Below are 26,723 nucleotides of genomic sequence, written 5' to 3' on the forward strand. Positions count from 1 at the left end.
TTTTCACATTGGTGATACATACAGGAAAGCAGGTTCTGTGTGAAAAAACTTTCTTTTTCATATCGTCTAAAAGGTTGAAATCTAAGGCAGGGTATCTGCCGGGCTAACATTCAAACTGGTATACAAAATGGGGTCAGGTCACCATTTGTTCCATCAATAGTTAAGTTAGTCTTTTGACCATTTCTTTTGCTGGAATTAGCTATTTTAAGCCATATCCAGCGTTTTAGCATACTCGTTAGGAGTCATATACCCAAGTCCGCTATGTGGCACGTAATGGTTGTGGTGATTTTTACGGTCCTCCAATCACAGATACTGGAGTTAAAGACGAAATATTTTTTGGGGATCATGAAATTGAAGAACTTATATTTATGGCCAAAGACTTGAAAGAGATTATCAAGAAATATTGTAATGATGAGTTATAGATATCTTTGTTTATAGGTACTTTTTTGTTTCACTAAAACCTATTCTCTTACATACATTCATATTTTATTCTAATTTTTCATGGGGTTAGTCTTACACCCCAAATTTTCGAAAAGAGCTTTCATATATACATGGGGTAACATTCAAGTATCTACCCTAAGTCCTTGTCGGATATTCGGAAAATGCATAAAAATAATTCATAGAGAACTATAAATACATGAGTTTAAAGAGTTAATAATTTATGAAGTATTTTGTAACTTTTTGTCGCATTATTGACATTAATTGTATGTTTTGCTAGAATTTAATCAGGTTTTTTCCAATTAATGCAAAGAAAAGACGGAGGCAATATCAGCTTATGTCCGAACTACAGCCGGTAACCGGGAAGAATACCTTAGGCCGAACAGAATACGCCACGAGTTGGGAACATATATCGGATGAACTGGCGCGTTTGGATATACGCATACGTTTGCAGTTTTTAAAGCAATGTGACAATAATAAAAACCGTAAGTCCGATGGAATCTTTGGACAGCTGAGAGGCATGGCTATATCCGGCAGTGAAATTGTGCAGATGTTGGAAGAGGATACCGAGAATTGCCAATATACTGAAGAGATACGTGCTTTAAAAGCAGAGCTGAAGGAGCTTGACAGCAGGATCGAGTCAAAGCGGGCTGCCAGCGCGGAAAAAGGAGTTTATCTGGCACTGGCAGAGCTGTCGCAGCTACTTAAGCTTACTCATTTTGAAGAGCAATGTATAGTTATTTGTCTGGCGATTGAGCTTGACCGGAAGTACCAAAAGCTATTCGCCATTTTACAGGATGATATGACTTTGAAAAAGCCCTGCGTGGATTTTGTATTGACTCTCCTCTGTGAAAGTAAGGAAGAGAGGATAAAGGCCCGTAGGTATTTTGACGCGGAAGCTCCGTTGCCTAAATATATCCTATGCTTAACTGATGGTGCATCTGGTAATCATGATCCGTTAATCTCACGTGTATTGAAGCTGGAAGAGCGTATTGTAAATTTTCTTCTGGGATACAATCATATGGATTCCGGGCTTACATATATAGTTAATGGAACTTATGCCCGTAAAGATACGGGAAGCGTATATTTTTCACAAGAAAAACATAATAAGATATTGAAATTTGTTGAATTACATTTTTCTCAAGTAGGGAAGCCCAGGGAGAATGTAATTTTTTATTTTTACGGGCCGGATGGCTATAGTAAGAGACAGCAGGCGGAGACGCTGTGCAATTGTTTGGACATCAATCTGATAATTGCGGATACGGTAAGATTGCTGGAAAACCCTGCACAACTAACTGAGATACTGCTGCTGCTGGAACGGGAAACAATCCTTTTGCAGAGTGCAATCTACTTTGAAGATTTTGACTGCTTGTCAGGCGCAGATGATACATACAGTACAAAAATCAAATACGTATTAGAGAGCATCGCTAAGTCATGTCCTCTGACTTTCCTATCGGGTGAGAGCCCCGGGAAGGTGTACAAATTTGTGAACGGGCTGAGTTTCATCGAAATGGAATTTGAAGTTCCGCCAGACCGTACCAGAAAAGAGTTGTGGGAAGAGATGGGCAAAGACTACAAATTCGCTTCCGATATTGATTTTGATACTTTGGCCGGAAAGTTCAGATTTACACCGGGAAAAATTAAAGACACGCTTTTTACAGCACAAGAGCTGACACGGTGGAGGTCAAACGAAGATAGCCGGATCGGTATAAAAGACCTGCACGCTGCCTGTCGGATGCAATCAAGCCATAAGCTGGGAACCCTTGCGCAAAAACTGAAGCCGAAATATACATGGAGAGATATTGTTCTCCTTCCCGATCAGGTAAAACAACTGGAAGAGATATGCAATCAGGTAAAGTACCGGCAGTTGGTGAATGATACGTGGGGCTTCGGGCATAAGCTTTCCTATGGAAAAGGGGTAAATGCGTTGTTTTCCGGGCCGCCCGGAACTGGAAAAACGATGGCCGCTGAGGTAATAGCCAATGAGCTTGACCTTGACCTTTATAAGATTGACCTTGCACAGGTAGTAAGCAAGTATATAGGAGAGACGGAGAAGAATCTCCAGAAAATATTCCGGGAAGCTTCCGAAAGCAATGCCATACTATTCTTTGATGAGGCGGATGCACTTTTCGGCAAGCGTTCCGAGATAAAAGATGCTCACGACCGGTATGCCAATGTGGAAATAGCATTTTTGCTTCAGAAGATGGAAGAGTATGACGGGATTACCATCCTTGCCACAAACCTGTTTGGCAATATAGACAGTGCATTTATACGACGTATCCAGTTTGTTATTGAGTTTTCCTTCCCTGATGAGGAATACAGAAAGCGCATATGGGAAGTGACGTTCCCGTCCGAAACTCCACTGGACAAAGGAGTGGATTTTGATCTATTGGCCAGTGAAATCAGGCTATCCGGCGGGAATATAAAAAATATTGCTCTTGCTGCAGCATTTCTTGCGGCAAAAGACAAGGACAGGGTTAAAATGGCACATTTGCTGCAGGCTGCACGGAGAGAACATCAGAAACTGAACCGATCCTGGAATGAAAGTAATTTAAGCAGGAGGGTGCTTGAAAAGTGATACGATACTTGAGTAAAACCCTTGGAGAACTTTTAAAAAGTGAATTGGAAGCAGAATGCGGCGAAATAAATGTGGTATACTACCGCCCGAAGGAGCCGCCGGATAATCTGGAAACATCCACCTTCAACCTGTTTCTATATGATATACGTGAAAATGTTGAGTTGAGGAGTAATGAGCCGATTGTTCAGAGGAGGAATGGACAGGGGATTGTTCTCTCACCTCCTCTAAGAGTGGCGTGTTCCTATCTTGTTACGGCTTGGCCGGCTAATAAAAAGGAAGAGGAAGATATGAACCTGGAGGAGCAGCGTCTGCTAAGCCTTGCTTTACAGGTGTTTACCCAGTATCCGAAAATTCCGGAGGATTTTCTGCAAGGAGAACTTGCAAACCAAGAATTGCCCCTTCCTATGGTTACCTTTCAGGCAGATGGCTTGAAAAACCCTGCAGAGTTCTGGTCGATGACAAACAGTAAGATGCGTGCAGCATTTACAATTACAGTAACCATCAGCTTGCCTGTAATAGCTGATAGATCCGCCCCATTGGTAAAACAGGTTTTCAACCGTATAGAACCTGCTGTGGAAAATGTGGGGGAAGCTTTCGTGCAGATAGCCGGACGTGTGGTGGATGACAAGAAAGCGGGTATTCCGGAAGCTATAGTGGATATTCTGGGTACAAAGCTGCGTGGAATGACTGATAAGGAAGGTGTATATACCTTTCCCCGTGTTCCCCCGGGTATGTATACCCTACGTGCAGTTGCCATGGGGTTTGAGGTAAAAACACAGAAAATGTTTGTTCCCGGGAAACCGGATGAATATACAATTACTCTAAAACCGCTATGATAAAGGACTTTGTGAGGAGGAGATTATATGATGACATTTAATGCAACGGGGAAAGCGCCCGGAGTCTACATGCTGGAAGAAACGGTACGTGGACCGATCCCGGGGGTGTCCACCAGTATTGCAGCGTTTATCGGACCGGCAGAAACGGGGCCTATAAATGAGCCTGTGTTTTTGACAAATTGGACACAGTTTAAAGAAAGATTCGGCGGATATATTAACGCTCCTATGGTTTATGTAACCCACGCTCTGAGGGGCTTTTTTGAGAATGGGGGAAACGCATGTTACTTTGTGCGTGCCGGTAAAGCTAAAAAGGCCTATACCTATCTATATGACCAGCTTGATCCCCTAAACAGCAAAGCTCTTTTTGTAGAAGCAAAAAAGGAAGGTGCAGTTACAAACCTGTCGGTTAAAGTGGAGGAATCTGATCCGGGACTGGGATCGACTACAGTATATAAAAATCAGGTCATACTGGCGGGAATAGCGGAAAATAAGTTGTCTGTCACGGCAAAAACAGTTGTGGATGCTGAGAAGTTCAAGCCTGGGGATGTAGTACTGTTTGAACGGTCAGCGTCCGAAGGGAAACCGGCTTTATCGGAAGAGGCAACCATAGACAGGATAAACGGAAGTACCATCATTTTAAAGGCAGTTCTCGGAAGTCCATTCGGTACCGATACCAATGTGACCATGCGGGTGGCAGATCTTGCAGGTAAAGACTATATCAGGTTGAACAGTACACAGGGTATTGAGCCAGGGTCTTATATAAAGGTCACCCAGAGCAAAACTACGCCTGCAGCACCTGGAACTCCTCCGGTAACCGAGACGCTAGAAGAGAAAGGGGTTGTGGAGCAGGTTGACTATACAAACAAAATTGTCAAACTAAAGAAGAAGCTTGAAAAGAATTTTACTCTGGCTCAAAGTGACAGCAACATCAATGTCACTACTTTGGAATTCAACTTTATTGTAATAGTGGACGGCAATCAGACAAAGTACGCAAACCTCTCCATGGAACCGTTCCACAGCCATTATTTCCGTAAGATAATCAATTCGGATATTGTGACTGTTACACTTGCTGATCCTCCAAGCAGGGCCGTTCCCCCACAAAACCTTCCCAGTGCAATTACAAGTCCAAAAAATCTGGAGTTCGGAGAGAACGAGAATATAGCCGGGCTTACACCTTTTCACTATCAGGCGGCTATTGATGCGCTGAATAAATTGGATGATGTGAACATAATCTGTATACCTGACAACACAAGTGAGGTAGTTCAGAAATATCTTATAGATCACTGCGGAAGTAAAAAAGACCGCTTTGCCATTCTGGATGCAAATCAGGATGCTTCTGTAGAAGGTGTGAAGGATCAGGTAAATAATCATCTGAAAGCTACCACTTACGCAGCTATATATTACCCTTGGATTGTGGTAGCAAACCCCGCTGACCCGACAGGTAGGGGGCGCATAAAAATTCCGCCATCAGGACATATAGCCGGGTTGTATGCACGTACGGATAATACAAGGGGAGTTCACAAGGCTCCTGCAAACGATTCTCTGAACGGGGTGCTGGATGTCGAAAGGGTTTTGGATGACAATGAGCAGGGACCGCTGAACGATCTTGGGATAAATGTATTGAGGACATTCAAAGGACGTGGAGTGGTTGTTTGGGGTGCCCGTACCCTTACTGAAAAATCGGACACACAATGGAGGTATATCAACGTCCGCAGATTGCTTCTGTATATTGAAAAATCAATACAGGAGGCAACAAGGTTTGCTGTTTTTGAACCAAGCAACCCTGAATTATGGGCTACTATTAAACGCCAGGTGACGGATTTTCTCACAAGAGTATGGCGTAATGGAGCTCTATTTGGAGCGGCACCGGAGCAGGCTTTTAAAGTCAAGGTGGATGAAGAACTGAACCCTGCCAGTATCCGCACACTGGGGCAGTTGATTATTGAAGTTGTAGTATACCCGGTTACTCCGGCTGAATATGTCGTATTCAGAGTGATACAGCAGCCTAATGGACCAAGTATAAATGAATAGTATTTAGGAGGAATTCATATGCCGATAGCACAACGCAAAGACCCATATAAGAATTTCAGATTCCGTGTACAGATTGATGGTATACAGGTAGCCGGTTTTTCAGAATGCAGCGGGTTTGGCTCCAATGTAGAAGTAATAGAATACCGTGAAGGAGGCGACCCTGCTACTGTGCGCAAACTACCGGGAAAGGTCAGCTATCCTGACATAACTCTCAAATGGGGTGTCACTGACACACATGAGCTCTATGATTGGCACAAAAGTGCGATAAAAGGAAGTGTCGAGCGCAAAAACGGCTCCATTATCCTTCTTGATGATGAAGGCCAGGAGAAGGTACGCTGGAATTTCTTCGATGCATGGCCAAGCAAATGGGACGGGCCGGATTTCAATGCAAAAGGAAATGATGTAGCAATCGATACACTTACACTGAGCTGTGAGAGGGTAGAGAGACATGAGTGATTTTCAGACGGAGTTTGATTTTGTGCTTCCAAAGGGTTATCTGGATAAGGACGGAAATTTACATAAGGCAGGACGTATGCGGCTGGCAACAGCGGCAGATGAAATACTGCCCTTGAAAGATCCCTGGGTACAGGCAAATCCGGCATACCTGATTATTATACTGCTATCCCGGGTGATTACATCACTAGGAACTCTCAGCGCTATAAACACTAAGGTAATTGAACAGCTGTTTGTTCCTGATCTTTCGTACCTGCAGGATTTCTATAACCGTATCAACGGAAGCGGAACAAGGGTTATGGGGGTCACCTGTCCGCACTGTCAGAAAAAATTTGAGGTCGAGCCTGAGAGTTCGGGGGAGTGATAAGCTACCCCCTCCCCCAGATATATGAGGAGGTAGCTTATATAGCATACCATTTTCATTGGCCTCATGAACAGATTATGCAGCTTGAGCATGCAGACAGAAGAAGGTGGGTTGAGGAAATAACCAAGATGAACCGGCGTGGGTGAGGTAATTATAGTTATGAATGAGACTTTAAAAGAAAAGAGTACATTGAGCAAGATGCCGGGGTTGCACCGAAGGTTATCCTGGCAGCCTTACGCACTGAATACTACCGGGCAAATGGTTGCAGGAGTCAGAAATCATACTATGTCTGTTATGGACAGGGCGATCAGAAATTCTTCATGGTATGAAACCTTTAGCAGACGGGTTACTCCACGGACGGGGTGGCAAAGTATGGAGCTTGTCAATTATATCCCGTTGGAACCGGTATTAGGACATTCCAGATCAGGATGGCATGAGGACTATAGTGCTATGCTTCATTCAGGCAGCATACAGACAAAAGCTAATCATCTACCGGTAGAAGCTGTAAATAGATCTGACATGGAAACAGGTACAGCGGAAAGAAAAATAACTTCCATGGCGGCGGCAGAAAAGCATGGCATTGACGCTTCCATAAAAAGCATACATGTGCGTCAAAGAGGGCTAAAAGGGCCAGAGCGGGGTGAAGCCCCGGAGGAAAACAAAAAGCAAATTGCACGGATATCCAGGCCATCTATCGGTATGGCAGTATTTCAACCGGTGAAAAATACCTATACATTGCAGAGAATTGAGGCGGAAGAAGCAATAAACGGTAACAGTAAAGCATGGCTGGAAAAGGAAACTGACCGCAATACTGTGAGTTACGGCACAAAAGATGAAACGAAAGCCATGCAAATAATTACGCAGCAGGGAAATACAGGGCCGCAAGTCAAACTGCAAACCTTAGTAAATGAAATGCTGTATTTGCCGATTTTGCCCGATGAAAACGGCAGTCCGCCTGAATATGGATTTATCAGAGATATGAATGCTTTCAGGCGCAGGGAAGTAAAAGGGGGATTTCCTGCGAGAGAGGTTAAGCCTCCGATGCTGAAAACAGTTATTCAAAACCCTGTCTTTCTATCTTCTGTGAAGAATGATAATGAAGAAGAGCCGATATTTGACCGGGACAGAAAGATTGAGGAGAAAGCTGTGGTGCGGAAGGAAGGTATATCTTTCTCCCATCAGTTCAAACGAGATGATGTAACTGCTATAAGTGAGGATAAGAAAGAAAATTCGGCTTTTGAGAAAATGCTGGAACTCGCAGAAGTGAATATGTCGGCTCCTGAGTTGGAAATCAAAATGCAGCCTTCATCAAGTTATAGGGATGAAGAAAAGGAAACAGCAGGAAACCGGTTCTTTAAGGATGGAAACCGTGAGGAACAAGCGAACAGTACAGAAGTATATCCAGGTTTTAATCCTGTACAGAAGCCTGATCCCAGGCTGGACATTGGGCTTATTGCAGACAGAGTCTTTAACACATTGAAACATCAGCAGGATATTGAACGGGAAAGAAAGGGGCGCTACTGATGCCGCTTACAAAAGCATTGATTCTTAATTTGGATGATGGTGTTTCCATACCTGTTATGTTCAATCCATCGGAATATCAATTGCAGAGAACTAACAACTATGCTGAAATAAAAGTTCCAGGCTGTGATACCACGCAAATTCAGTTTGTACAGGGAGATGCCCAGACACTATCGGTTGAGCTGTTCTTCGATACTTCGAGTCAGGGATTTGATGTAAGATCATACACGGATCAGATCGTCAAACTGACAAAAATCAACCCGGATACGGGAGAGCCGCCGACACTGCTATTTTGGTGGGGCACTCTTGTATTCAGCTGCATTATGACGAGCGTTTCACATAAGTATGAATACTTCGATGCCCTCGGTCAGGCTTTGAGAGCAAGGTTGAGTGTCACACTTAAAGGATATGACTATCTCGAACAGTTTGGGGATCAGATGAAGGTTTCCCCTTTGAGTAATCTGAAGGGGCTGGTTTTTAAATCGGGTGATACATTGCAGAGCCTGGCAGGAAAAGAATATAAGGATACGGGTAAATGGCGGAAGATTGCTGAAGCCAACAAAATAAACAATCCTTTGACAATCCGGCCCGGCACGAGATTAAACATTCCAAAATTATAGTTGTAAAGGGGAGCTACTGTGGCGTTATTAGAGATTTCTGATAAAAAAGTACCAAGTATTGAAATAATAGTAAACTCAGTTCCCTTACAGATTCCGGAAGTGAAATCCGTTTTAGATGTGAGTGTATCCCAATATATGAGCCCACCCAATTATTTCAAGCTTAGTTTGTTTGATCCGGAGCTGAAAATGCTTGACCGGGAGAAGGGGATACTCCGCGAGGGAAGCCGTATTGAAATCAATATGGGGTATGCAGGAAATTTGAAGAAGATGTTGGTCGGGGAGATTGCAGCAGTTACGGCAGATTTTTCAAATGATGCAGCAGTGACAATCCAGATTGAAGGATATGATCTGCTTCACCGCTTGTCCAGAGGTACTTTTTTCAGAAAATTTGAGGGGGCTACTGACGACAGCGGCCTTCCTGACAGTGAGATAGTCAGCATGATTGCTTCAGAGATGAAGCTGGTACCAAGCGTAGATTCAACACAGCAGAGGAATGAGGCAAGGGTGCAGAATCATGTTTCAAATCTTGTATTCCTGGAGGAATTGGCTCGTATGAATGGATTTTACATATGGATGGATGGAGATACTCTGAATTTTAAAAAAACACCGCCTCAAGCAGAGCCCATTCAGCTGAAATGGGGGGCAAACCTTATTAGTTTTTCAGCGAGATTAAGCATTTCCGGATTAGTAAACGAAATAGAGGTCAGGGGCTGGGAACAAGTCCAGAAGCAAGCTTTTTCTGCCAAGGTACAAAGGCCAGATGATTCTACCGCTGAGTTTTCGCGGGAAGGCCAGACATTGATTTCGCAAGGGTCAGGGGGTGTATCCGGAATGGTACTATGGAACACACAGATATCCAGTCAGCAGGAAGCAAAAGAATATGCGGAGACTGCCATGACGCAGCAAAGGCAGGTTATCACCGGGTCGGGGGCATGTATAGGCCAGCCTGACATGAGAGCAGGGTCGCAGCTTGAGATAAGCAGCATTGGACGTTTTGAGGGTACATATACAGTTCAAGAGGTAAGGCATACTTATGGGCCGGGCGGCTATTTAACATTTTTTCAGGTGGGGAGAATGCTATGAGTATGAATAACATATCGGGACAATATGACAGTAGAGGGGACAAGCGTATTTACGGGGTTATTACCGGTGTTGTTATTAAGAATAAAGACCCACAGGGCAAAGGAAGGGTAAAGGTGAAGTTCCCTTGCCTTACCGATAGCGAAATGGGGTATTGGGCACGTATGGCGGCACCTATGGCTGGCGGTGACAGGGGAATACTGTTCCTGCCGGAGGAAAAAGATGAAGTTCTGGTAGTGTTTGAGGAAGGAGACATATCCAGACCCTATATCATAGGTGCACTGTGGAATGGAAAAGACAAACCGCCGTATTCAAACGAGGATGGAAAGAACAACTTGAGGATCATCAAATCCAGGAGTGGGCATATCATTCGTTTGGATGATACCGACGGTTCTGAGAAAATAGAGATTATTGATAAAAGCAGTAAAAACAGTATTACAATAGATACGGCAAAGAACTCAATAAGTATTAAGTCTGAAAAGGATATAAGTATTGATGCACCTAACGGGATAATCCGGCTGAACTCAAAGAGTATTGAAGTATCTTCTTCGGCAGAAACAAAAGTCGATGCAAAAGCAGGTCTGGAGCTGAAGAGTTCGGGGAATACGGTTATTAAAGGTGCAACTGTTAATATAAATTAACTCGTTGTGCTGGCTGGTTGGAACGGAACTTGCAATAAAAATCAGCTGGCACAAGAGGCTAAATTAATCTGCGGTACCGGTGAAATTATGTTATAGAACCCGGTATGACGCTTTAATCGGGAGTGTGTTTTATGGGGATGCCTGCAGCAAAACAAGGAGACCGGATAACTGCCAGCGATATGCACTTGATTCAGCCCCCGGGGACTACATCGCCTGTATTGGTGCCACATCCTTTTGTCGGTATGATCGATGGAGGATTGAGCAGTGATGTGAAAATAATGGGTATGGCGGCAGCTACAGTGAACAGCACAGCCACCAACAGCCCTTCTCATGTGCCTATAGGAGGGACTTTTATAAAACCTCCTCAAAATAAGGCAACCATCATTATTGGTAGTGTGACGGTATTTATAAACGGGAAAGCCGCTGCGCGAATGGGTGATACTGCGACAACCTGCAATGATCCGGCAGATTTGCCGGCTGGGCAAGTGATTGCAAGCGGCACGGTTATGATTGGATAGGTTTTATTGGTTTATTGAAATGTTTTCCGGACAGCAGGAGGTATGTATGAGGGATTCTACAAAAAAAGACAAGGAGTTTTTAGGTGCGGGGATTGCATTTCCTTTTTGTGTTGATGAAAAAGGACAGATAAAAATGAATAGTCTGGAAGACCACATCCGGCAGTCTATTTTTCTGATTCTAAACACAGCAAAGGGAGAACGTGTGATGCGGCCTGATTTCGGCAGCGGACTAAACAGACTGGTTTTTTCCAATATAGATATAGCTACAAAAGCACTGGTCAAACACGAAGTTGAGGTGGCACTCACCAGGTTTGAACCACGGATAAAGCTTCTGCATGTGGATGTAAAGGATGATGCAAGGGATAAAGGGGTTCTCTCTATTACATTGGAGTACAAAGTAAGGCAAACAGATACGGTATTTAACCTGGTATACCCGTTTTATCTGGAAAGAGGGGGAGTTTGATGCCTGATAAATTACCTGTTTTGGATAACAGGATTTTAAAGGATATAATGAAAGATTTATATGATATGACAAAAGTCCATATCCCAGAGTGGAATCCCCCGCCGGAAGGAGATGCGGGAGCCATGCTTCACCGCATATATGCAAGGCTTTTGGAAATCACTCTGGAGCGTCTGAATAAAGTACCGGAAAAGAATTTGATTGCATTTTTAAGTACTATGGGGGTAAACCTTCTTCCCGCCTCACCGGCTGTTGTTCCACTCACATTTGAGCTTATGCCTGGAACAGAGTATGCTTTGATACCTGAAGGAACCATGGCAGGAACAGAGCAGGTGATATTTGAGACAGAGGAGGATATTACAGCAATATCTTCAAAAATAATTAAGGCTTTCACGATAAACCCTTTTTGGGAAAGCTACTCTGATATTACCGGGATTTTTGGCAGAGGGGACAGTTTTGGCTTTTCACCCTTTGAGGGTAAGCATCTTCTATCTTACGCCATGTTGTTTGGCCACGCTATGCTTTTAGACTATAACAAAGCTAAAGTGGAAATAAAATTCAAATGGAAGTCACAAGAGATTTCCAGGCAGGAATTCACTAAAATACTTGAAAGGTTTAAGTGGCGATTTATAAGGGAAGAAAATACGGTTGATTTGAAAGTGAAGGCGAGCGACATCACAGCCTCTGATGGTATAAAGAAAGCAGGAGTGGTATTTGAGAATACGGCTCCTCCAGAAATGACAGCAGTTAAAGGACCGGGTATATGTGGCAGTATGGAAAACCGATGGATATCCATGACTATGAATACAGCACATATGGACAAAAGACTTTTAAATGACCTGATGTTTACATCTGTGGAGCTAGTAGTAAGCAGCCAGAGAATACCGCCTGATACAGCGTTTTTCAATACAGCTCCGGTGGACATTACCAAGGACTTTTACCCTTTCGGAGAAGCTCCTAAAACCGGAGATGTCTTTTATTTGAGCTGTAAGGAGGCATTTTCCAAATCACAGAAAAATGCAAACTGTACTATTGATCTGGATTTTGAAATAGAAGCTTCTGCCGGTAAAATCAAGTGGGAATACTGCAGCAGCAGCGGATGGAAGGAGCTTGTACCTCTAAGTGATTCAGGCCAGGATTTTACCGGGCAAAGGACAGTAACCTTTTCAACACCTTCGGATATAAAGAAAATAAGAGTTCCTGTAGAAGGTATGGCAAATTACTACTATTATGTCCGGGCCAGCATAGCAGATAAAGAGCTTTTCCCTGCACCTGCTTTTGAATGTATTTCCGTTCAGGTGAAAGACCCTGCTGCGAATAGCAGTAATAATTATCTCCCCCTGGTGTTTACAAGTGACAGTCCCGTTGATGATATTGTCTCCGGTGATTTTAAGCTCAATGGATCGCTTGAGTATGTAGATAAAAGCTGTGCTTTCCCTTTTGGAACAGACGCAAAGATTGGTAAAACTGCGTATTTTGCACTGTTGGAAGAAACAAAAGGGGGATGGAAGCTTGAATTTTCTTTTAGTCCGAAACCGAAGTCTGAAATACTTTGGGAATATTGCAAAGGGAAGGGAATGTGGGAGCCGCTGAACGTCTCTGATGGAACTGCGGTTTTCACAAAAAAAGGAATGGTTAATTTTAAACTTCCTTGCGACATTCAGCAGGAGGAAATATGCGGGCAGAGCAATTACTGGGTTCGTGCCCGGATCATCCGTGGAAATTTCGGGAAGCCTGCAGAATACATTCCTGTAAAAAGTGATGACCCATCCAGGGGATACAGGATTGCTACCGACTCAGGCAAATACATACCTCCATTTATTAAGAGTATTCGTATAAACTATACCTCCACTGTTTTTCCTTCAGTATTATCTCAAAGCGGATTCATATACAGTGATAGGACTGAACTCAACAGTAATGAAACGTTTTATACTCCTGCCGATTCTGTAAAAAATGTCAAACCGTACAAATATGCCGATGCCAGACCTTCTTTGTACCTTGGTTTCGACAGGTTTATTCAGGGACAACCTGTGACTATATATGCTTCAGCAAGGCCTACATGCTTTTCAAACAGTGCAGAGAATGAAAGTATCACATCTGACCGGACGGATGAAAATAACCGTATAGGCTGGGAGTATTTTAACGGCAAGGAGTGGAAAACACTTTCAGTAACCGATACTACAGACAATATGAAGAGGTCGGGAATCGTAAAATTTCTTATGCCCTATGATGCTTCTCCATTTTCAAAATTCCATGCAGAGGAAGAACTCTATTGGATACGTGCTGTATCCGCATTGGATAATCCGCTTGACGCGCAAGTACTGACAGGTATATATCTTAACACCGTGCCTGCACTGCATGGGATAACAAAACAGGAGGAAACCCTCGGATCAAGCAATGGCCAGCCCGGGCAGATAATGCGATTAACTTCTGTTCCGGTATTGGAAGGAATACAGGTGTTTGTCAGGGAGTATGAGCCGCCGTCTGATAATGAATTGTGTGAGATAGAGCAGGAGGAAGGCAGGCAATCAGTTATTTTAAAGGTAAATCCCGTGACGAAGGAAGCTGAGACATGGGTGCGCTGGCATGAGGTTTCCAACTTCCTAATGTCAAACCCCAAAAGCCGGCATTATACATTTGACTATACAAAAGGCACTATCACCTTCGGAGACGGTAAACGGGGACTTATTCCTCCTTATGGATCAAACAATATAACAGCAAGCTACAGGACAGGCGGCGGAACTGCGGGAAATATCAAAAAAGGGTCTGCAATAAAGGTGAAATCTTCTATTCCGGGCGTTTCAGGAGTAATCAATCCTATGGATGCCGAAGGTGGATCTGAGCCCGAAACACTTGATATGGCAAGAGTACGTGGGCCACAAGTACTAAAAAGCAGAAATTATGCAGTTACATCCGGTGATATCGAGTGGCTGGCACGGCAGGCCGCCGGAACACGCATCGCACGTACAAAATGTCTGACCAATATTAACCGGCAGTTATGTTTTGAACCTGGCTGTGTGACACTTATAGCAGTTCCACAGGTGTCTGATGACAAGCCTTTGCCCGGACCTGGACTTATAAGGCGGATAGAGGACTATTTGAAAGACCGTTTATCGGCAAATATGAAAACATGGCTAAATGTGATAGGGCCCGGATACATAAAAGTTGCCGTGTATTTGGAAGTTGCTCCGGTTGACATAGACGATGCTCAAACCGTTAAGAACCGAGTAATAACCGCTTTGAAAAGCTTTTTCAATCCTTTGCGGGGGGGACCTGATTGTAGTGGATGGGAATTCGGAAGGGACGTATACCTTTCAGAAATATGCAGAGTTATAGAGAGTATCGAGGGTGTGGACCATGTTAATCTGGATACTATGGATATCCGTCCGAATATTGCCCAGAAGTATATAGAAATTGGAGACGACTTTGACTTTATTAATTTCATTGGAATGGAAATTCACAAGGGAACACCGGTCGCCGTAAACATCCCGGATACGGGGTGTCCCCGGAAGTTGGCAGTCACTGCACAATCCGTGTTTATAACTTCAGATTTAAAGGGTTTGTATGTAAAAGGTTTTAAAGAGGGAGATAAAATTACAAGAATACTTGACATAGAGGTACAAGAAATTTCTGTAGAGAGCAAAACTATATGGATTAAGCCGGTGACCGATATGGTGGGATTTCCTTACGGCAGTTCTGTGACATCTGCCGATGGTACAAAAAGAGCAAGACTGGCCCAGGGAATATTACCGGAAAGTGTGACAAATACGGTTTTGATAGAGGGGGAAAACACTTCATTTTTCAGTGATCTGAAGCCTGGCAGCATACTTACCCTCTTCTATCCGTTTCCCATGACTGTAACTGATGTATCTATGAATAAAGAGACTTTGGTTTTAGGTATAGAGCCTTATAGCAGCATACTGGATTTTCCTGCTGGGAGTGTTTTTTCTACTATGGACAATTCAGTGAGATTGCCGCTGAAGCAAGCTGTAGATGCAAATAAAAATACTGGTTGTATTATACTGGAAAACTTTCTGGAAGGTGAAACCATGGCTGTATTAAGTAAGTATAAGCAATGTGAGAAAATAGACTTTACGGTAAAGGGTGTCCACCCGGTCAATGATACGGTTTATCTTGAGGAGAATTATCTTGTTTATTCCGGTGAGCATACGGTAAATATTGTGGATAAAGCAGCTAGGGGAAGGAGTGATGTGTAATGCCTCTTTCAGTGCCTGATATAGATGACCGCACATATGAGCAGCTGGTGGCGGAAGCACGCACGCTGATACCCAAGAATTTTCCGGTATGGACAGACCATAATCCTTCCGATCCGGGGATTACTCTGCTGGAACTGTTTGCTTTTTTAATGGAAGCAGGTATTTATCAGATAAACAGGGTGCCTGAACAAAGCTTGGAGCACTTTGCCGGATTAATGGGCATTAAAAGGCAACAGGGTGAAGAAATCGAGCAAATGCTTTGCAGGGCAATGAAGGTCTTGACAGAAAAAAGTCGTGCTATTACTACGGAAGATATGATATATCTGATTCAGCAGCCCGGAATATTTTATGATACTACCACTGCGCTGAAACTAAAGTATTTTGCCGGAACTCCGGTTTGTGATATGGAGGTATCGGAAATCATAGGCAGCATCAGTGTTTGGCATGATGATGGAAGCAAAACGCTTGAAATAAGCATGGAGGCTGGAAAACGGCTTTTTGAAGGGGATGTCATATTGTTTGACGATAAAGGCAGGCTTGAGTGTGCTGTTGTAGAGAGAGCTGTTTATGGAGTGAAAACAACAACCGTAGTTTTAAAAACATCCACATACTTTAACCACGGGAAGAAGGCAAAAATCAGGAAAATAATATCCCCCATGGACCCTTGCAAATCCAGTCTTGCTGTTGCTGTAAAACAGGGTGAAAAGGGTATTGTCCTGAAAAATGCGATGGATGCAAAGCGTTCATATGTATTCCGTGTAGGTATGCCGGATTCATGCGACTATTTATGCGTGAATGAAGTAAATATTTCAAGGGTTGCGGTAGAATCTAAGAAAGACTTTGTAAATCTGATAATTGTTCCTTACAGCGATACCGAAGCTACACCGCAGCCATCTGATGACTTGCGCCAAAAGGTGTTTGAGTATATACGCTCCATTTGTCCAGTAAGTACTCGCATCCGTGTAAATAAGCCGGAATATGAGGATATTTGTATCCATATTTGTGCCGTACGGGAAAGAGGCAGTATCATAGACAAGGGTATGCTCCGGAGTAATATACATGAAGCTGTAAGAGATTTTTTGAATCCTCTTCCGGATAATGCGGGCGGAAAAGGGTGGGAATTCGGAAGAACTGTTTACCGTTCAGAACTATATAGAATCATTGAAGATGTAAAAGGTGTGGATCATGTAAAACAGCTTTTACTGAAGAAAGGCTCAGTTCCTTCCTTTAATAAAGAATGTGACAGGCTTGTCAATGAAATCTGCCTTACGACAAGTACATCATTGGTAAGAGTAGGGGATGAGGCTGTCAGTATTGAAGTGATAGATGAATAGGAGTGTGGTCTAAGCGTGGCAAAGAATATGCGGCCTATACAGTTTCTTGACTATCTTCCACAGTATTTGCGCAGTGGTGAAGCAGAGGGTATGAATATATTAAGCAGGTTTCTGGAGCCTATGGAAACCATGTTTGAGAATCTGGAAGCTGCAATTGAAGGAAACATTATTTCACTCACCTATATAGGCGGTGTGGGTAGAGTGCTGTCTGTAAAGGAATTTGAAAGCGGAGACATCAGGTTTGTAAACGGCACACCTGTAAGGATTCCCGGAACGGATAATTATTCAAGACTTTCAAAGGAAATTCCTGCGGGAGCAAAGGGTGTAAGCAATATTGAGGTTGAAGATGATGGATTTGCTGATCGCCTAAAAACCGGGGATGTCATCGAGGTCTTTTCCGGGGGAATTTCCGATTTGTTCAACCTTGCTGTTACCCCACCACCCGAATTCAGGTACACGCCTACTTCCGAATACGATTTTCTTGCATATATTGCAGGTTTCACAGCTTTGCCGCTGAGGGAGGATAAGTCTGCACAATGGAACCGCTCATTTTTGCAGGCAGCAATTCCTTTATACCGTGAACGCTATACTCTCAATGGGTTGAGAAAACTGCTTGAGGAATGGCTCAAGGGTGAAATAATCAAGGGTACTGTTATACTGACAGACCTGACAAGGACACATACGGATGTTGACACAGTTTTTCAACTAGGCGATACGTCGGTACTGGGGGTTGATACAGTGCTCGGAGAGGGTCCCGCACATTTTTTTGTAGTGGACCTTGTGATAGACTCTACAGCACCTGTTATGCGCTGTCCGGAAGGAATATTTGCGTTTCAGAGGGCAGTAAAGTATTTTCTGGATGCTGAAAAACCAGCAAACAGTTACTACAGGCTTTGTGTCCATGCGAGCACCATGCAGCTGGCGCCGGATAAAAAGACGCCTGAGGATACAGATGCACAAATTGGTGAAACCACCATGCTATACGGTGAACCATGGATAATAGAAGGTCGGTAATTTATATTATATTATTAAGGCAGGGGGATACATAAATGTCGGATGAGATCAAACGCGTTAGTTATTTTGAGAGACAGTTCCTTAGAGCAAAGGAGTTTGTGGATGAACAGAAATACCATACCAGGCTTCACAGGGAGCACAACAAGAGGCTGCATACGACAGGGGTAGTTATTTCCGGATTTGAAGTTACTCCCAATACTTTAGACCCGAATGACAAGACAAAAGTGCTGGTATTGGGTGGAATGGCTTTGGACTGTGAGGGAAGGGAGATATTCCTGTTTGAAACCTGTCCTTTGCCTATGCCGGGTAACGTTAATATGGTTGATATCTACGTATATTACAGTGAGGAGCCCGCAGAGCCAAGCAATGACCCGGGGGTTGCAGGCAATCATACCAGAATAGTTGAAAAACCCTGTTTTGCAGTTTCGCCTCGGGACAAGGTACCTGCAGGGGCTATCTATATTGCACAGGTCAAACTGAAAGACGGTATGGTGGAAGGTTCCGGCAGTATTACAGATAAACGTACCGTGGTAGTATCGACCATTGGAAATAATTCCATAGATGAGGTAATGCTGCGGAACAATTCCGTATCTACACGCACCATCAGAGATAATGCAGTTGATTCGAATAAGCTGCGTTCGGATGCAGTAAATGACACAAACCGTGCGGTGGGAACAGACCATATAAAAAACAATGCGGTCACATCCGACAAGCTGCGCTCCGACGGGGCAAACGATGCAAACCGTGCAGTGGGGACAAACCATATAAGGAACAATGCAGTAACGGCAGCCAAATTGCAGTCTGATACTTCAATTGATACAAACCGTGCAGTGGGTACAGATCATATTAAGAACAATTCTGTGACTTATGAAAAGCTTAGACATGATTCTTCAGTAGATGTATACCGTGCTGTTGGAACCGATCACATAAGAGACGGAGCAGTGACTTATGAGAAAGTAGACTGGAATATAAAAAATCTTCTTTTAGGCGGATATATTGCAGTCAATAGCGATGGAACAATATTAAGCAATTCTTACCATAACGTAACGTCCGTATACAGATTAAGAAAAGGTGAATATCAGATAAACTGGACAAAGCCGGTGAGCCCCTTTGTGCATTTCTCTTATCCATATGGGGACTATAGGGTAAACATATTGGGAACCAGCAGTGTCACAACAGTTATTGTCAGCAATAGTGCAGGTGTAAATGTTGATGGGTCTTTCTGCATTATGGCAGCACCATTATAGGTATTATCGGGATTACTGAATAAAGGAGGATATGTAATGGCTATTATCCGGTTGTATTATGATAAAACAGGCAAAATCATCCGGTCGGAACATAGAGTGGATGAAATCTATTCGGATGAGAATGCATCAATGGATAATTTGGATGGTATAAAATGGATGTCAATAGATATTCAAAAGCTTGAAGGCAAGTGTGTTGACGATTTTGAAATAAAGAACAAAAAGCTTGTGAAAAGAAAAGATATATAGACGGGAAAATAGGGCTTTCAGCGCAAACTGAAAGCCTTACTTTCTTTGCGTGTACTTATATTTTACAAATTATTATTTTTTTTAGAGTATTTTGGAGGTATATGGAAACATATATAGAATTATATCTAGGTAGGTTCTAATTATTTGGAGGTAATTATGTCAGAGCAGCGTATTAAGTTCAATATTGATGATTCATTTGAGATATATCTTAGTGAGATTGAAGCAGGTAATCTGAGTTTATTACTTAAGGATGAGTTCCGGACAAAAGAATGGGCAGTAAGCTTCGGAATTATCCAATCCTATATAGAGAACGGGTTTTATAAATATAATAATGATCAGTACGAGATCAAGAAAATTATTATTGATATGAGAGATCTGGAATGGGTTGATCCTATACCGTTCATCAACCTGATACTCACACTGTACAGTTTTAAGAAGAGTAAAGAGGATAGAGAACTGGCATTTTACCTGCCCAGCGATAGTGAAGATAATAAACGGAAATTATTGAAATATATTGCACAGGAAGGATTCTTAAAGCAGCTTATTTGCATAGGGGATGTATATTTCAACAAATCTAAATGTGATGATGATACTATAGAAAAGATGAAATTGTATGATATAGAATTAAGCTTTAATCGCTGCCAGGTGTTTCCCTTAAAAATAATAAATCCCTTTGAAATAGGGGATATTGATAATTACATAACAAAAGAGATGAATAATATCAGACATGCCCTTCAACAAAAAAAGCTGACTTATACACAAGTCAATAGTCTCACTCATAAAATCAAACTAATATTGGTGGAACTTGTCCAGAATATAAGAGAACACGCATATCCCGGAGAGAAAAAGGGGTTTGGTTCGATATATATAAGGTATAGAGAGGGCTATAACTATAAGATGGACTCAGACCAGAAGGAAAAATTAAAGAAGCGGATAGATGAGGAGCATATTCATAATCCACTTCTCACCAAGAACTTTTTCTATAATAACCCTCAGTTTATAGAATTGTATGTTGTAGATAATGGAATAGGGTATTCAAACACTGTTGTTGAGACGAAAAACAATGTATATCCTTTAAGAGAGTCCTTCAGAAAGACGTTTATTCAGGGACACAGGGGAAAAACGAATAATAAGGAATTTAAATCGGAAAAAGGCGGACATTCGTTAATATACCAGCTTCTTTCACAAAACAAGGATTTTATATGGATAAAGGATATAAATGAATACTTGGGAACATACTGCTATGAACATGATAACAGTACTCTGGATTCGCAAAAAAAATTCTATGAAAATGACTATGCATCAAGTCTGAAAAGTAAAAGTGTACAGTGTTTCGCTTTTCTGGCGAGGTTACGCATCGTTAAGGACGACTATGAGAAGTATGTAAATCAGGAGACAAATTCTGAGTACTACACTAAAGAAGCAGCGAATCTGCAACCGTATGTCAGCAATAGCTTTATAAAGACGTTTGAGACAGAAAAATTCAGTTTTAAACCTGACCTGGATAAACTGATGAAAATATATGCTGATGAAAAGCATATTTTGAATATAAAAAAAAGCATTAAGCAGCGGGAGATATATTTTAAGGATTCAAGGTTTGAAAATATTGAAAGTAATAGAGACGAGGATTTGTTAATAAATTATAGATATAACCCGTCCAGTACAAAAAACTATATTTTGCTGCCGAAGACAAATCAAAGCAAAATGTCTGTTTATCAAAGCATAGATGACTTTTTAGGTGAAAGCGAAAACGAAAAAATCAAGTTAGTTGTTGCAGATATCTCTACAGAGGATTTTTATGTATTCATATCTGCACTTAATAATGTTAAGTTCTTCAGGAACTCCAAAACCTTTTCTTTTCCGAAAAAGGTTGAAAAAATCGTTTTGGTTTCTAAAAGGCTTTCAATATGTATTTTAGAAAGAAATTATAATGTTAGTGAGGGAGAATACGCATTTTCAATAGATGAAACTGAAATGGTGAAGTTTATGGATGGAAACACAGAGGAGGAATCCGAGTTTTCCGTAAACTCAGTATACCATCTGCTTGCGCTTCTAAAGTATTATGACTCACATTTGTTATGGAACAGCATTAAAAACAGTAGTTCACAAGAAAGCTCGTTATATGTTAATGAGGAAATTATCTGGGATGAAAACAAAAAACCTATCAAAGGGTACATAAATTTTCCTCAACTGGTATCCGAATCACTATGTCTGGAGCTGTTCCGCGTGGCATTGGAAAGAAGTACTATAATATTTAACAGTAATAATGTCTACTTTAAAAATGTTGATCATATGACAAAAAGGATTGTATATGATTTAAATGTTAACACTGAAATCAATGATGACAGTAATATAATAAATGTGGGCAGTGTCTATATGTCAGGGAAAACTGAGACAGATAATAAAGACATTAAAGTCAAGAATGAAAATTCCGTAAACATATATTTTTTCAAGCATCCCGAATCAATAATGAAAGTGAACTCATTATTTCTTTGGCCCCAACAGGATTGGATAGATAAAACCATGACAAAACCGTTTCATAAGGAGAATGCCGAGAAACTGAAGAGGATAGGAAAAACTCCGATGATAGCCCCAGATGGACAGAAGTACTTCTTAAGGAGTTTAAGACGTGATATTGATGGAAATACTCCTTACAGGAGAAATCTGGTAGATAGCTATAACAGCGACTATCAAAGACTATCTACTGAATTTATCAGGCTGGGACATATTGAGTATAACGGAAATCACGACTTTGTTTTTATAGATATTGTAAATGAGTTTAAATCAAGTTTTTATGAGCAAGGGCATCTGGCTGCATTTTTGATAAGCGAAATATATATTGCTTTAGGTAATAATGAGAGGGATATGGATGAATACCTTTCGGATATGGGAAAGGAAAAGTGGAAATCAAAAATTATTCAATATATTGCAGATCATTATTCGGAAAAGGGAATCAGTGAGAGTAATAAATCAGATATGATTGTCTACCTGTCTCAACACAACACTGATGTGATCATGCAGATTGTAAAACAGGTTTTCAATAAAAAGATACATGATAAGATAATTGCGTTAGTGCCAATAAAGCAGGGAAGGGACGGCTCCTCATTCCTGATATCTCCTCTGACCCTGGATGTCATTGAGAAAAGGCTTAGCCAGAGCCAGATAGGCCGTGTGATTATATTTGATGATATAATAGTCTCGGGAAGGACAAGAAAGGAGCTTAAGCATGTACTGACATCACTTAAAGCAAAGAGTGTCCATACCCTCTCGCTCATCGACAGGCAAAGATTGCCTATTTATGCTCCTTACAGCGAGCGGCACCGATCCTACTGGCGCACTGACATACCCAGATTAAGCACCAGAAACTTATGTGTTCTGTGCAATAGCATTTTACTTGTGAATAATTTCAAGCGCCACCTTGCATCAAACATGGCTAAAGAAAGGATCGATTACTGGATAGAAGCCTGGGGAAAGGTCGATTCGATGAATATCCACAGTAATCATGGCCTGAGGCAGAGAAGTATAAATCTCAAACAAGGTTTTTTTGAACATTCGGATGGGCAGAGCGTAGAGATTAAGACAGATATAGGAATGTTTTTATATTGTTCGGAGATGCTGTCTTTAATTTCTGAAGATAACACCATCACAGACATCATAGCAAATAATCCGGAGCTGAAACCTGAGGATATCATATTGCTTGTCGGAAGTATCCTTATATTGTATGGATTCGGGCTTTCCAGCAATTCGGTATATGAAATGCTGGTCCTGCTGATAGAGAGTCTTTATAAAATAAAGGATATAAATAACTATACTGCTTTAGCTGCATTAGTTCTAATAGGTCAGCAGCCTGACACCATCAGCAGTATATTGACGAAATTTAACGAAGTTTCATTTTCGTTAACTAATTTTGATTTCTGGATTGTTTTATCCTATTTCTCAAAAAATCATGTACGGCATATAAAAGACTCAATTAATAATGATGCGGACAGATTACTGCTATGCGATAGGGAAATAAACAATTTTTATAACAACTTCAATTTTGAATTGTATCATAAAGGCGGCAAGCGGCATAATCGCCCGATAATTGATTTTGTTGACACTCTGAAGTCTAAAAAGGAATATGAAACAGGCTGCAAAATGGAATTGCATAGCATTGTCAATTTATTAAACAGCTTGGATCTGGTAAAGGACTGTCTGATAAATATTCCTGTTTCGTATTATTACATATATAAAAACTATAGTATGACTAATGCCGATAAGGTAATAAACCCAAGGGATTATATCAGGGACAGGATTCAGGAGATTGAGAGTTTCATAGAAAAATTAAGAAACCGTACAAATATTTTAAAAGAATACAAAGAAGTGTTTGCAATTGAAAAAGATGATGTTGTGAGCATGCTTGAGGATATTGAAAAACTTTACCTGAGCTTTATTAATGATATATATCAATGGCTCTTTATCAGTGTAGATACTGAAGCTGAAAAGATGAAACTATCGAAGGAATTGTTAAAACAAAAGTTGCAGGTTCTTATAGACAAAAAAATAAGCAGTATTCATAAGGAAAGCAGCAGTGGGTACAACGCGAGATTCTGCAAAATTGACGTAAACTTCCCTCAAGATGGTGCAGGCAACATAATAAACAGTGCATACTCATATTATTTTGATAATCTGATTGCATATGAAGTGGAAAATTTGCTAACTGACATAAGGCATTCTCAGGTTAAGAAACATAACCCGGTTGATAAATCGGATTCAGACATGGCAAATCTCTGGATTTACGTAAAAGTAAGGGCGAAAGCTCTTTATATAGAATTCTATTATAATTACAGCAGGGATGTTGATGAGATTAATCAAATTAAAGAGGGTAAGAAGCGGTATAGCGAAGAGCATCTGGAAGAACTGGGTGGTAAGATAAGGCATAAGAGGATAGTGAGGAACCGTGAAGAGTACTTGCGGTCACAAATGATTATTCCGGCTTTGAGATATAAATAGGAGGAGTGGATATATATGGATTTTAATTTACTTGTCATTGACGATTTACTTACCAGTGAGCGGAGGGAGGTTTATAAGAAAGTCTTGTCTCCTAAATTCAAACTGCCATATATCGATGATCCTGATTATGATGTAACAAAAATAAGAGAGATACTGGCGACTGATAAAAACATACACGGATACTTGTTTGATGTAAATTTACAGGAATGGAGAGTAAATATACAAAGCCTTCTGAAAACACTGTGTGATAACAGAAAGGACGCAGTTGTATTTCTTGTCAGCAGTGATTGGGAGGAAGATCAGGGGAAATTATTCAACTATCTGAACGAGATTAGAAATAACAGTGACATTATGATAGACGGGTTATTCAAATGGCAGAATTTCAAGGAGATATACGACTCCTCAGAAGCCAGCAGTTTTAACAATATTATTAATACAATTCATACAAGACTTGTGAATTACTACTTAAGCAAAACAGCATCACTGAATATATCAGAAAACCAGAAGCTGACATTATTACATTTGTCGGATTTGCAGTTTGGTGATGACAACCAGATGTTTCCGCAATATAACACTATATACAACTTTTTAGATAGGGAAAACCTTATTCCGGATCTTCTTATTTTATCAGGGGATATTGCATATAGCGGGAAAGCGAGGGAATATAAGCTTGCTGAGAAATGGCTCATTGAATTCACCAAACGGCTTTGGCCCGGTAATAATGCAAATATCTCTAAAAGGATTCTTATAGTGCCAGGCAATCATGATTTCAATTTTGATGCATGTGCAGGGAATTATTATGAATACAAGTTCTCAAAAAATGCTTATGAGCAGAGAAGCGTTCAGGAAAACGAAAATCAGGAACTAGGGCTGTATAATTTTAAAAGATTTGCATATGAGATGACAAAGGACGAAACCTGGATACTTAACAAGGAAAACTATTTCTATGTCAATAATATGTTCCTGCATCTGGGAGTGTGCTTCCTTCATATTGACACAATTTCCATGATAAATGATATTGGCAAGCATATAGGAGAAAGGGTCAGCATTTCCGATAACTATGAAAGCTTGCTTAATCAGCAGATTTCACCAAATCGTGGGAAGAGGGACATATATACAATAATACTGTCGCATTTTTCTCCTCAGAGGTATGGGTGGGGTGCGGATGATGCAGCAAAGAAGACTGTCTGGAGAAAAATGACGGACATAATAGATACTATGAAGGCCAACCTTTATTTATACGGGCATGAGCATAAGTATTCGAGACAGTTCCTTAACTGCAGGGAGGGAAGGTACACGGATAAACTGGCATCAATCGGGGCAGCATCCCTTTTTATGAACAACAAAAAAAGGGAGGATGATTATACCAGAGGTTTTTGTGTTTATGAGCTGGAGCGGGAAGATTCTGTAGTTAGGCGTGTTAAAGTCAACCCGGTGGTAATACAGAATAACAGGATAGATTTTGAAAAAGATGAGTTTACGATTGAACCTAAGGATATTGTTTATTAATCTATTACATGTTTGTGCTAAAATATTGTAGGAAATAGTATAAGTTGTGCGATTCTAAAAACATACGATTTCCTACAATTAATGACAAAAAAATACATGGAAACGCTTGACATATTTTTCAATTAGTATTATCCTATTAATATTATTTACTATAAATTATGCAATCGGTTACATATATGAATATTTGAATTTATTTAGTTGCCATACTTTGTTTTATTCAACATCTTACAAACAATAATTTTCTTCAATAAACCATCTTAAAGGTTAATATATAATTTATATAAATACTTCGAATAAGACTGTTTTTAGCAATAGTTTATCACTTTACTGTAAGCGGTTTCAAAGGAATAATAATCTAAGACTATTATGATTATAAAGCAAAAACCCATAAATCACACGGGTTCTTGGTCGGAAACGGTGATTTACGGGTCAGCGGTAGAATAGCTTTATGCTATTTTTTGTTACCTTTTTTATTCTAACATAAATACACGTCTTAGGTAAATAGAGTTTTTCAATATATCAGCATAGAAAGCACTTCTTGGCTGTTAATCGCTGCCGGGTCGCGTTGGCTACCGATTGGGAATATGCACTAAAGATCGTTGTAGCTTATCGAATAGGATAAGT

General features: G+C 41.1%; 19 protein-coding genes. All 19 read left to right on the forward strand.

Annotation, left to right across the window (positions count from 1 at the left end):
• Positions 1-263 precede the first annotated feature (263 nt).
• Positions 264-422: a hypothetical protein gene (locus N3I35_13765; protein MCX8131152.1), complete on the forward strand. Its 159-nt coding sequence runs from the start codon at positions 264-266 to the stop codon at positions 420-422.
• 353 nt (positions 423-775) lie between these two features.
• Complete coding sequence (locus N3I35_13770; GenBank protein MCX8131153.1) at positions 776-3,016, forward strand: AAA family ATPase; 2,241 nt, start codon at positions 776-778, stop codon at positions 3,014-3,016.
• Entirely contained in the window at positions 3,013-3,852 is an 840-nt protein-coding gene (locus N3I35_13775) for a Pvc16 family protein (protein ID MCX8131154.1), read from the forward strand. The genes N3I35_13770 and N3I35_13775 overlap by 4 nt, the downstream gene beginning before the upstream one ends.
• 27 nt (positions 3,853-3,879) lie before the next feature.
• Positions 3,880-5,883: a phage tail sheath subtilisin-like domain-containing protein gene (locus N3I35_13780; protein MCX8131155.1), complete on the forward strand. Its 2,004-nt coding sequence runs from the start codon at positions 3,880-3,882 to the stop codon at positions 5,881-5,883.
• A gap of 18 nt (positions 5,884-5,901) precedes the next feature.
• Positions 5,902-6,339, forward strand: coding sequence for a phage tail protein (locus tag N3I35_13785; protein MCX8131156.1), 438 nt, complete (start codon positions 5,902-5,904; stop codon positions 6,337-6,339).
• Complete coding sequence (locus N3I35_13790; GenBank protein ID MCX8131157.1) at positions 6,332-6,700, forward strand: zinc-ribbon domain-containing protein; 369 nt, start codon at positions 6,332-6,334, stop codon at positions 6,698-6,700. Before N3I35_13785 ends, N3I35_13790 begins: the two co-directional genes overlap by 8 nt.
• Before the next feature lie 138 nt (positions 6,701-6,838).
• Complete coding sequence (locus N3I35_13795) at positions 6,839-8,224, forward strand: hypothetical protein (protein MCX8131158.1); 1,386 nt, start codon at positions 6,839-6,841, stop codon at positions 8,222-8,224.
• The gene (locus tag N3I35_13800) at positions 8,224-8,841 is read left to right on the forward strand and encodes a LysM peptidoglycan-binding domain-containing protein (protein ID MCX8131159.1); all 618 of its coding nucleotides are present in this window, start codon (positions 8,224-8,226) and stop codon (positions 8,839-8,841) included. Before N3I35_13795 ends, N3I35_13800 begins: the two co-directional genes overlap by 1 nt.
• 18 nt (positions 8,842-8,859) lie before the next feature.
• Positions 8,860-9,924 carry a hypothetical protein gene (locus N3I35_13805; protein ID MCX8131160.1) on the forward strand — a complete coding sequence of 355 codons (1,065 nt, stop codon included), beginning with the start codon at positions 8,860-8,862 and terminating at the stop codon, positions 9,922-9,924.
• Positions 9,921-10,562 (forward strand): phage baseplate assembly protein V, encoded by a 642-nt coding sequence (locus tag N3I35_13810; protein MCX8131161.1) that lies wholly within the window; start codon positions 9,921-9,923, stop codon positions 10,560-10,562. The genes N3I35_13805 and N3I35_13810 overlap by 4 nt, the downstream gene beginning before the upstream one ends.
• A gap of 131 nt (positions 10,563-10,693) precedes the next feature.
• Positions 10,694-11,080, forward strand: coding sequence for a PAAR domain-containing protein (locus N3I35_13815; GenBank protein ID MCX8131162.1), 387 nt, complete (start codon positions 10,694-10,696; stop codon positions 11,078-11,080).
• 46 nt (positions 11,081-11,126) lie between these two features.
• Entirely contained in the window at positions 11,127-11,543 is a 417-nt protein-coding gene (locus tag N3I35_13820; protein ID MCX8131163.1) for a GPW/gp25 family protein, read from the forward strand.
• On the forward strand, positions 11,543-15,757 hold the full coding sequence (locus N3I35_13825) for a putative baseplate assembly protein (protein MCX8131164.1): 4,215 nt from the start codon (positions 11,543-11,545) through the stop codon (positions 15,755-15,757). The genes N3I35_13820 and N3I35_13825 overlap by 1 nt, the downstream gene beginning before the upstream one ends.
• A complete protein-coding gene (locus N3I35_13830; GenBank protein MCX8131165.1) occupies positions 15,757-17,091 on the forward strand; it encodes a hypothetical protein in 1,335 nt (444 codons plus the stop codon). The genes N3I35_13825 and N3I35_13830 overlap by 1 nt, the downstream gene beginning before the upstream one ends.
• A gap of 15 nt (positions 17,092-17,106) precedes the next feature.
• A complete protein-coding gene (locus N3I35_13835; GenBank protein MCX8131166.1) occupies positions 17,107-18,105 on the forward strand; it encodes a hypothetical protein in 999 nt (332 codons plus the stop codon).
• Positions 18,106-18,140: 35 nt separating this feature from the next.
• On the forward strand, positions 18,141-19,352 hold the full coding sequence (locus tag N3I35_13840) for a hypothetical protein (GenBank protein MCX8131167.1): 1,212 nt from the start codon (positions 18,141-18,143) through the stop codon (positions 19,350-19,352).
• 36 nt (positions 19,353-19,388) lie between these two features.
• A complete protein-coding gene (locus N3I35_13845; protein MCX8131168.1) occupies positions 19,389-19,598 on the forward strand; it encodes a hypothetical protein in 210 nt (69 codons plus the stop codon).
• 156 nt (positions 19,599-19,754) lie between these two features.
• The gene (locus tag N3I35_13850) at positions 19,755-24,590 is read left to right on the forward strand and encodes a phosphoribosyltransferase (GenBank protein ID MCX8131169.1); all 4,836 of its coding nucleotides are present in this window, start codon (positions 19,755-19,757) and stop codon (positions 24,588-24,590) included.
• A 15-nt stretch (positions 24,591-24,605) separates the two neighbouring features.
• Entirely contained in the window at positions 24,606-26,099 is a 1,494-nt protein-coding gene (locus N3I35_13855; protein MCX8131170.1) for a metallophosphoesterase, read from the forward strand.
• The last annotated feature ends 624 nt before the right edge of the window (positions 26,100-26,723 follow it).

Source organism: Clostridia bacterium, assembly GCA_026414765.1.
Classification (GTDB): Bacteria; Bacillota; Clostridia; order Acetivibrionales; family DSM-27016; genus SKW86.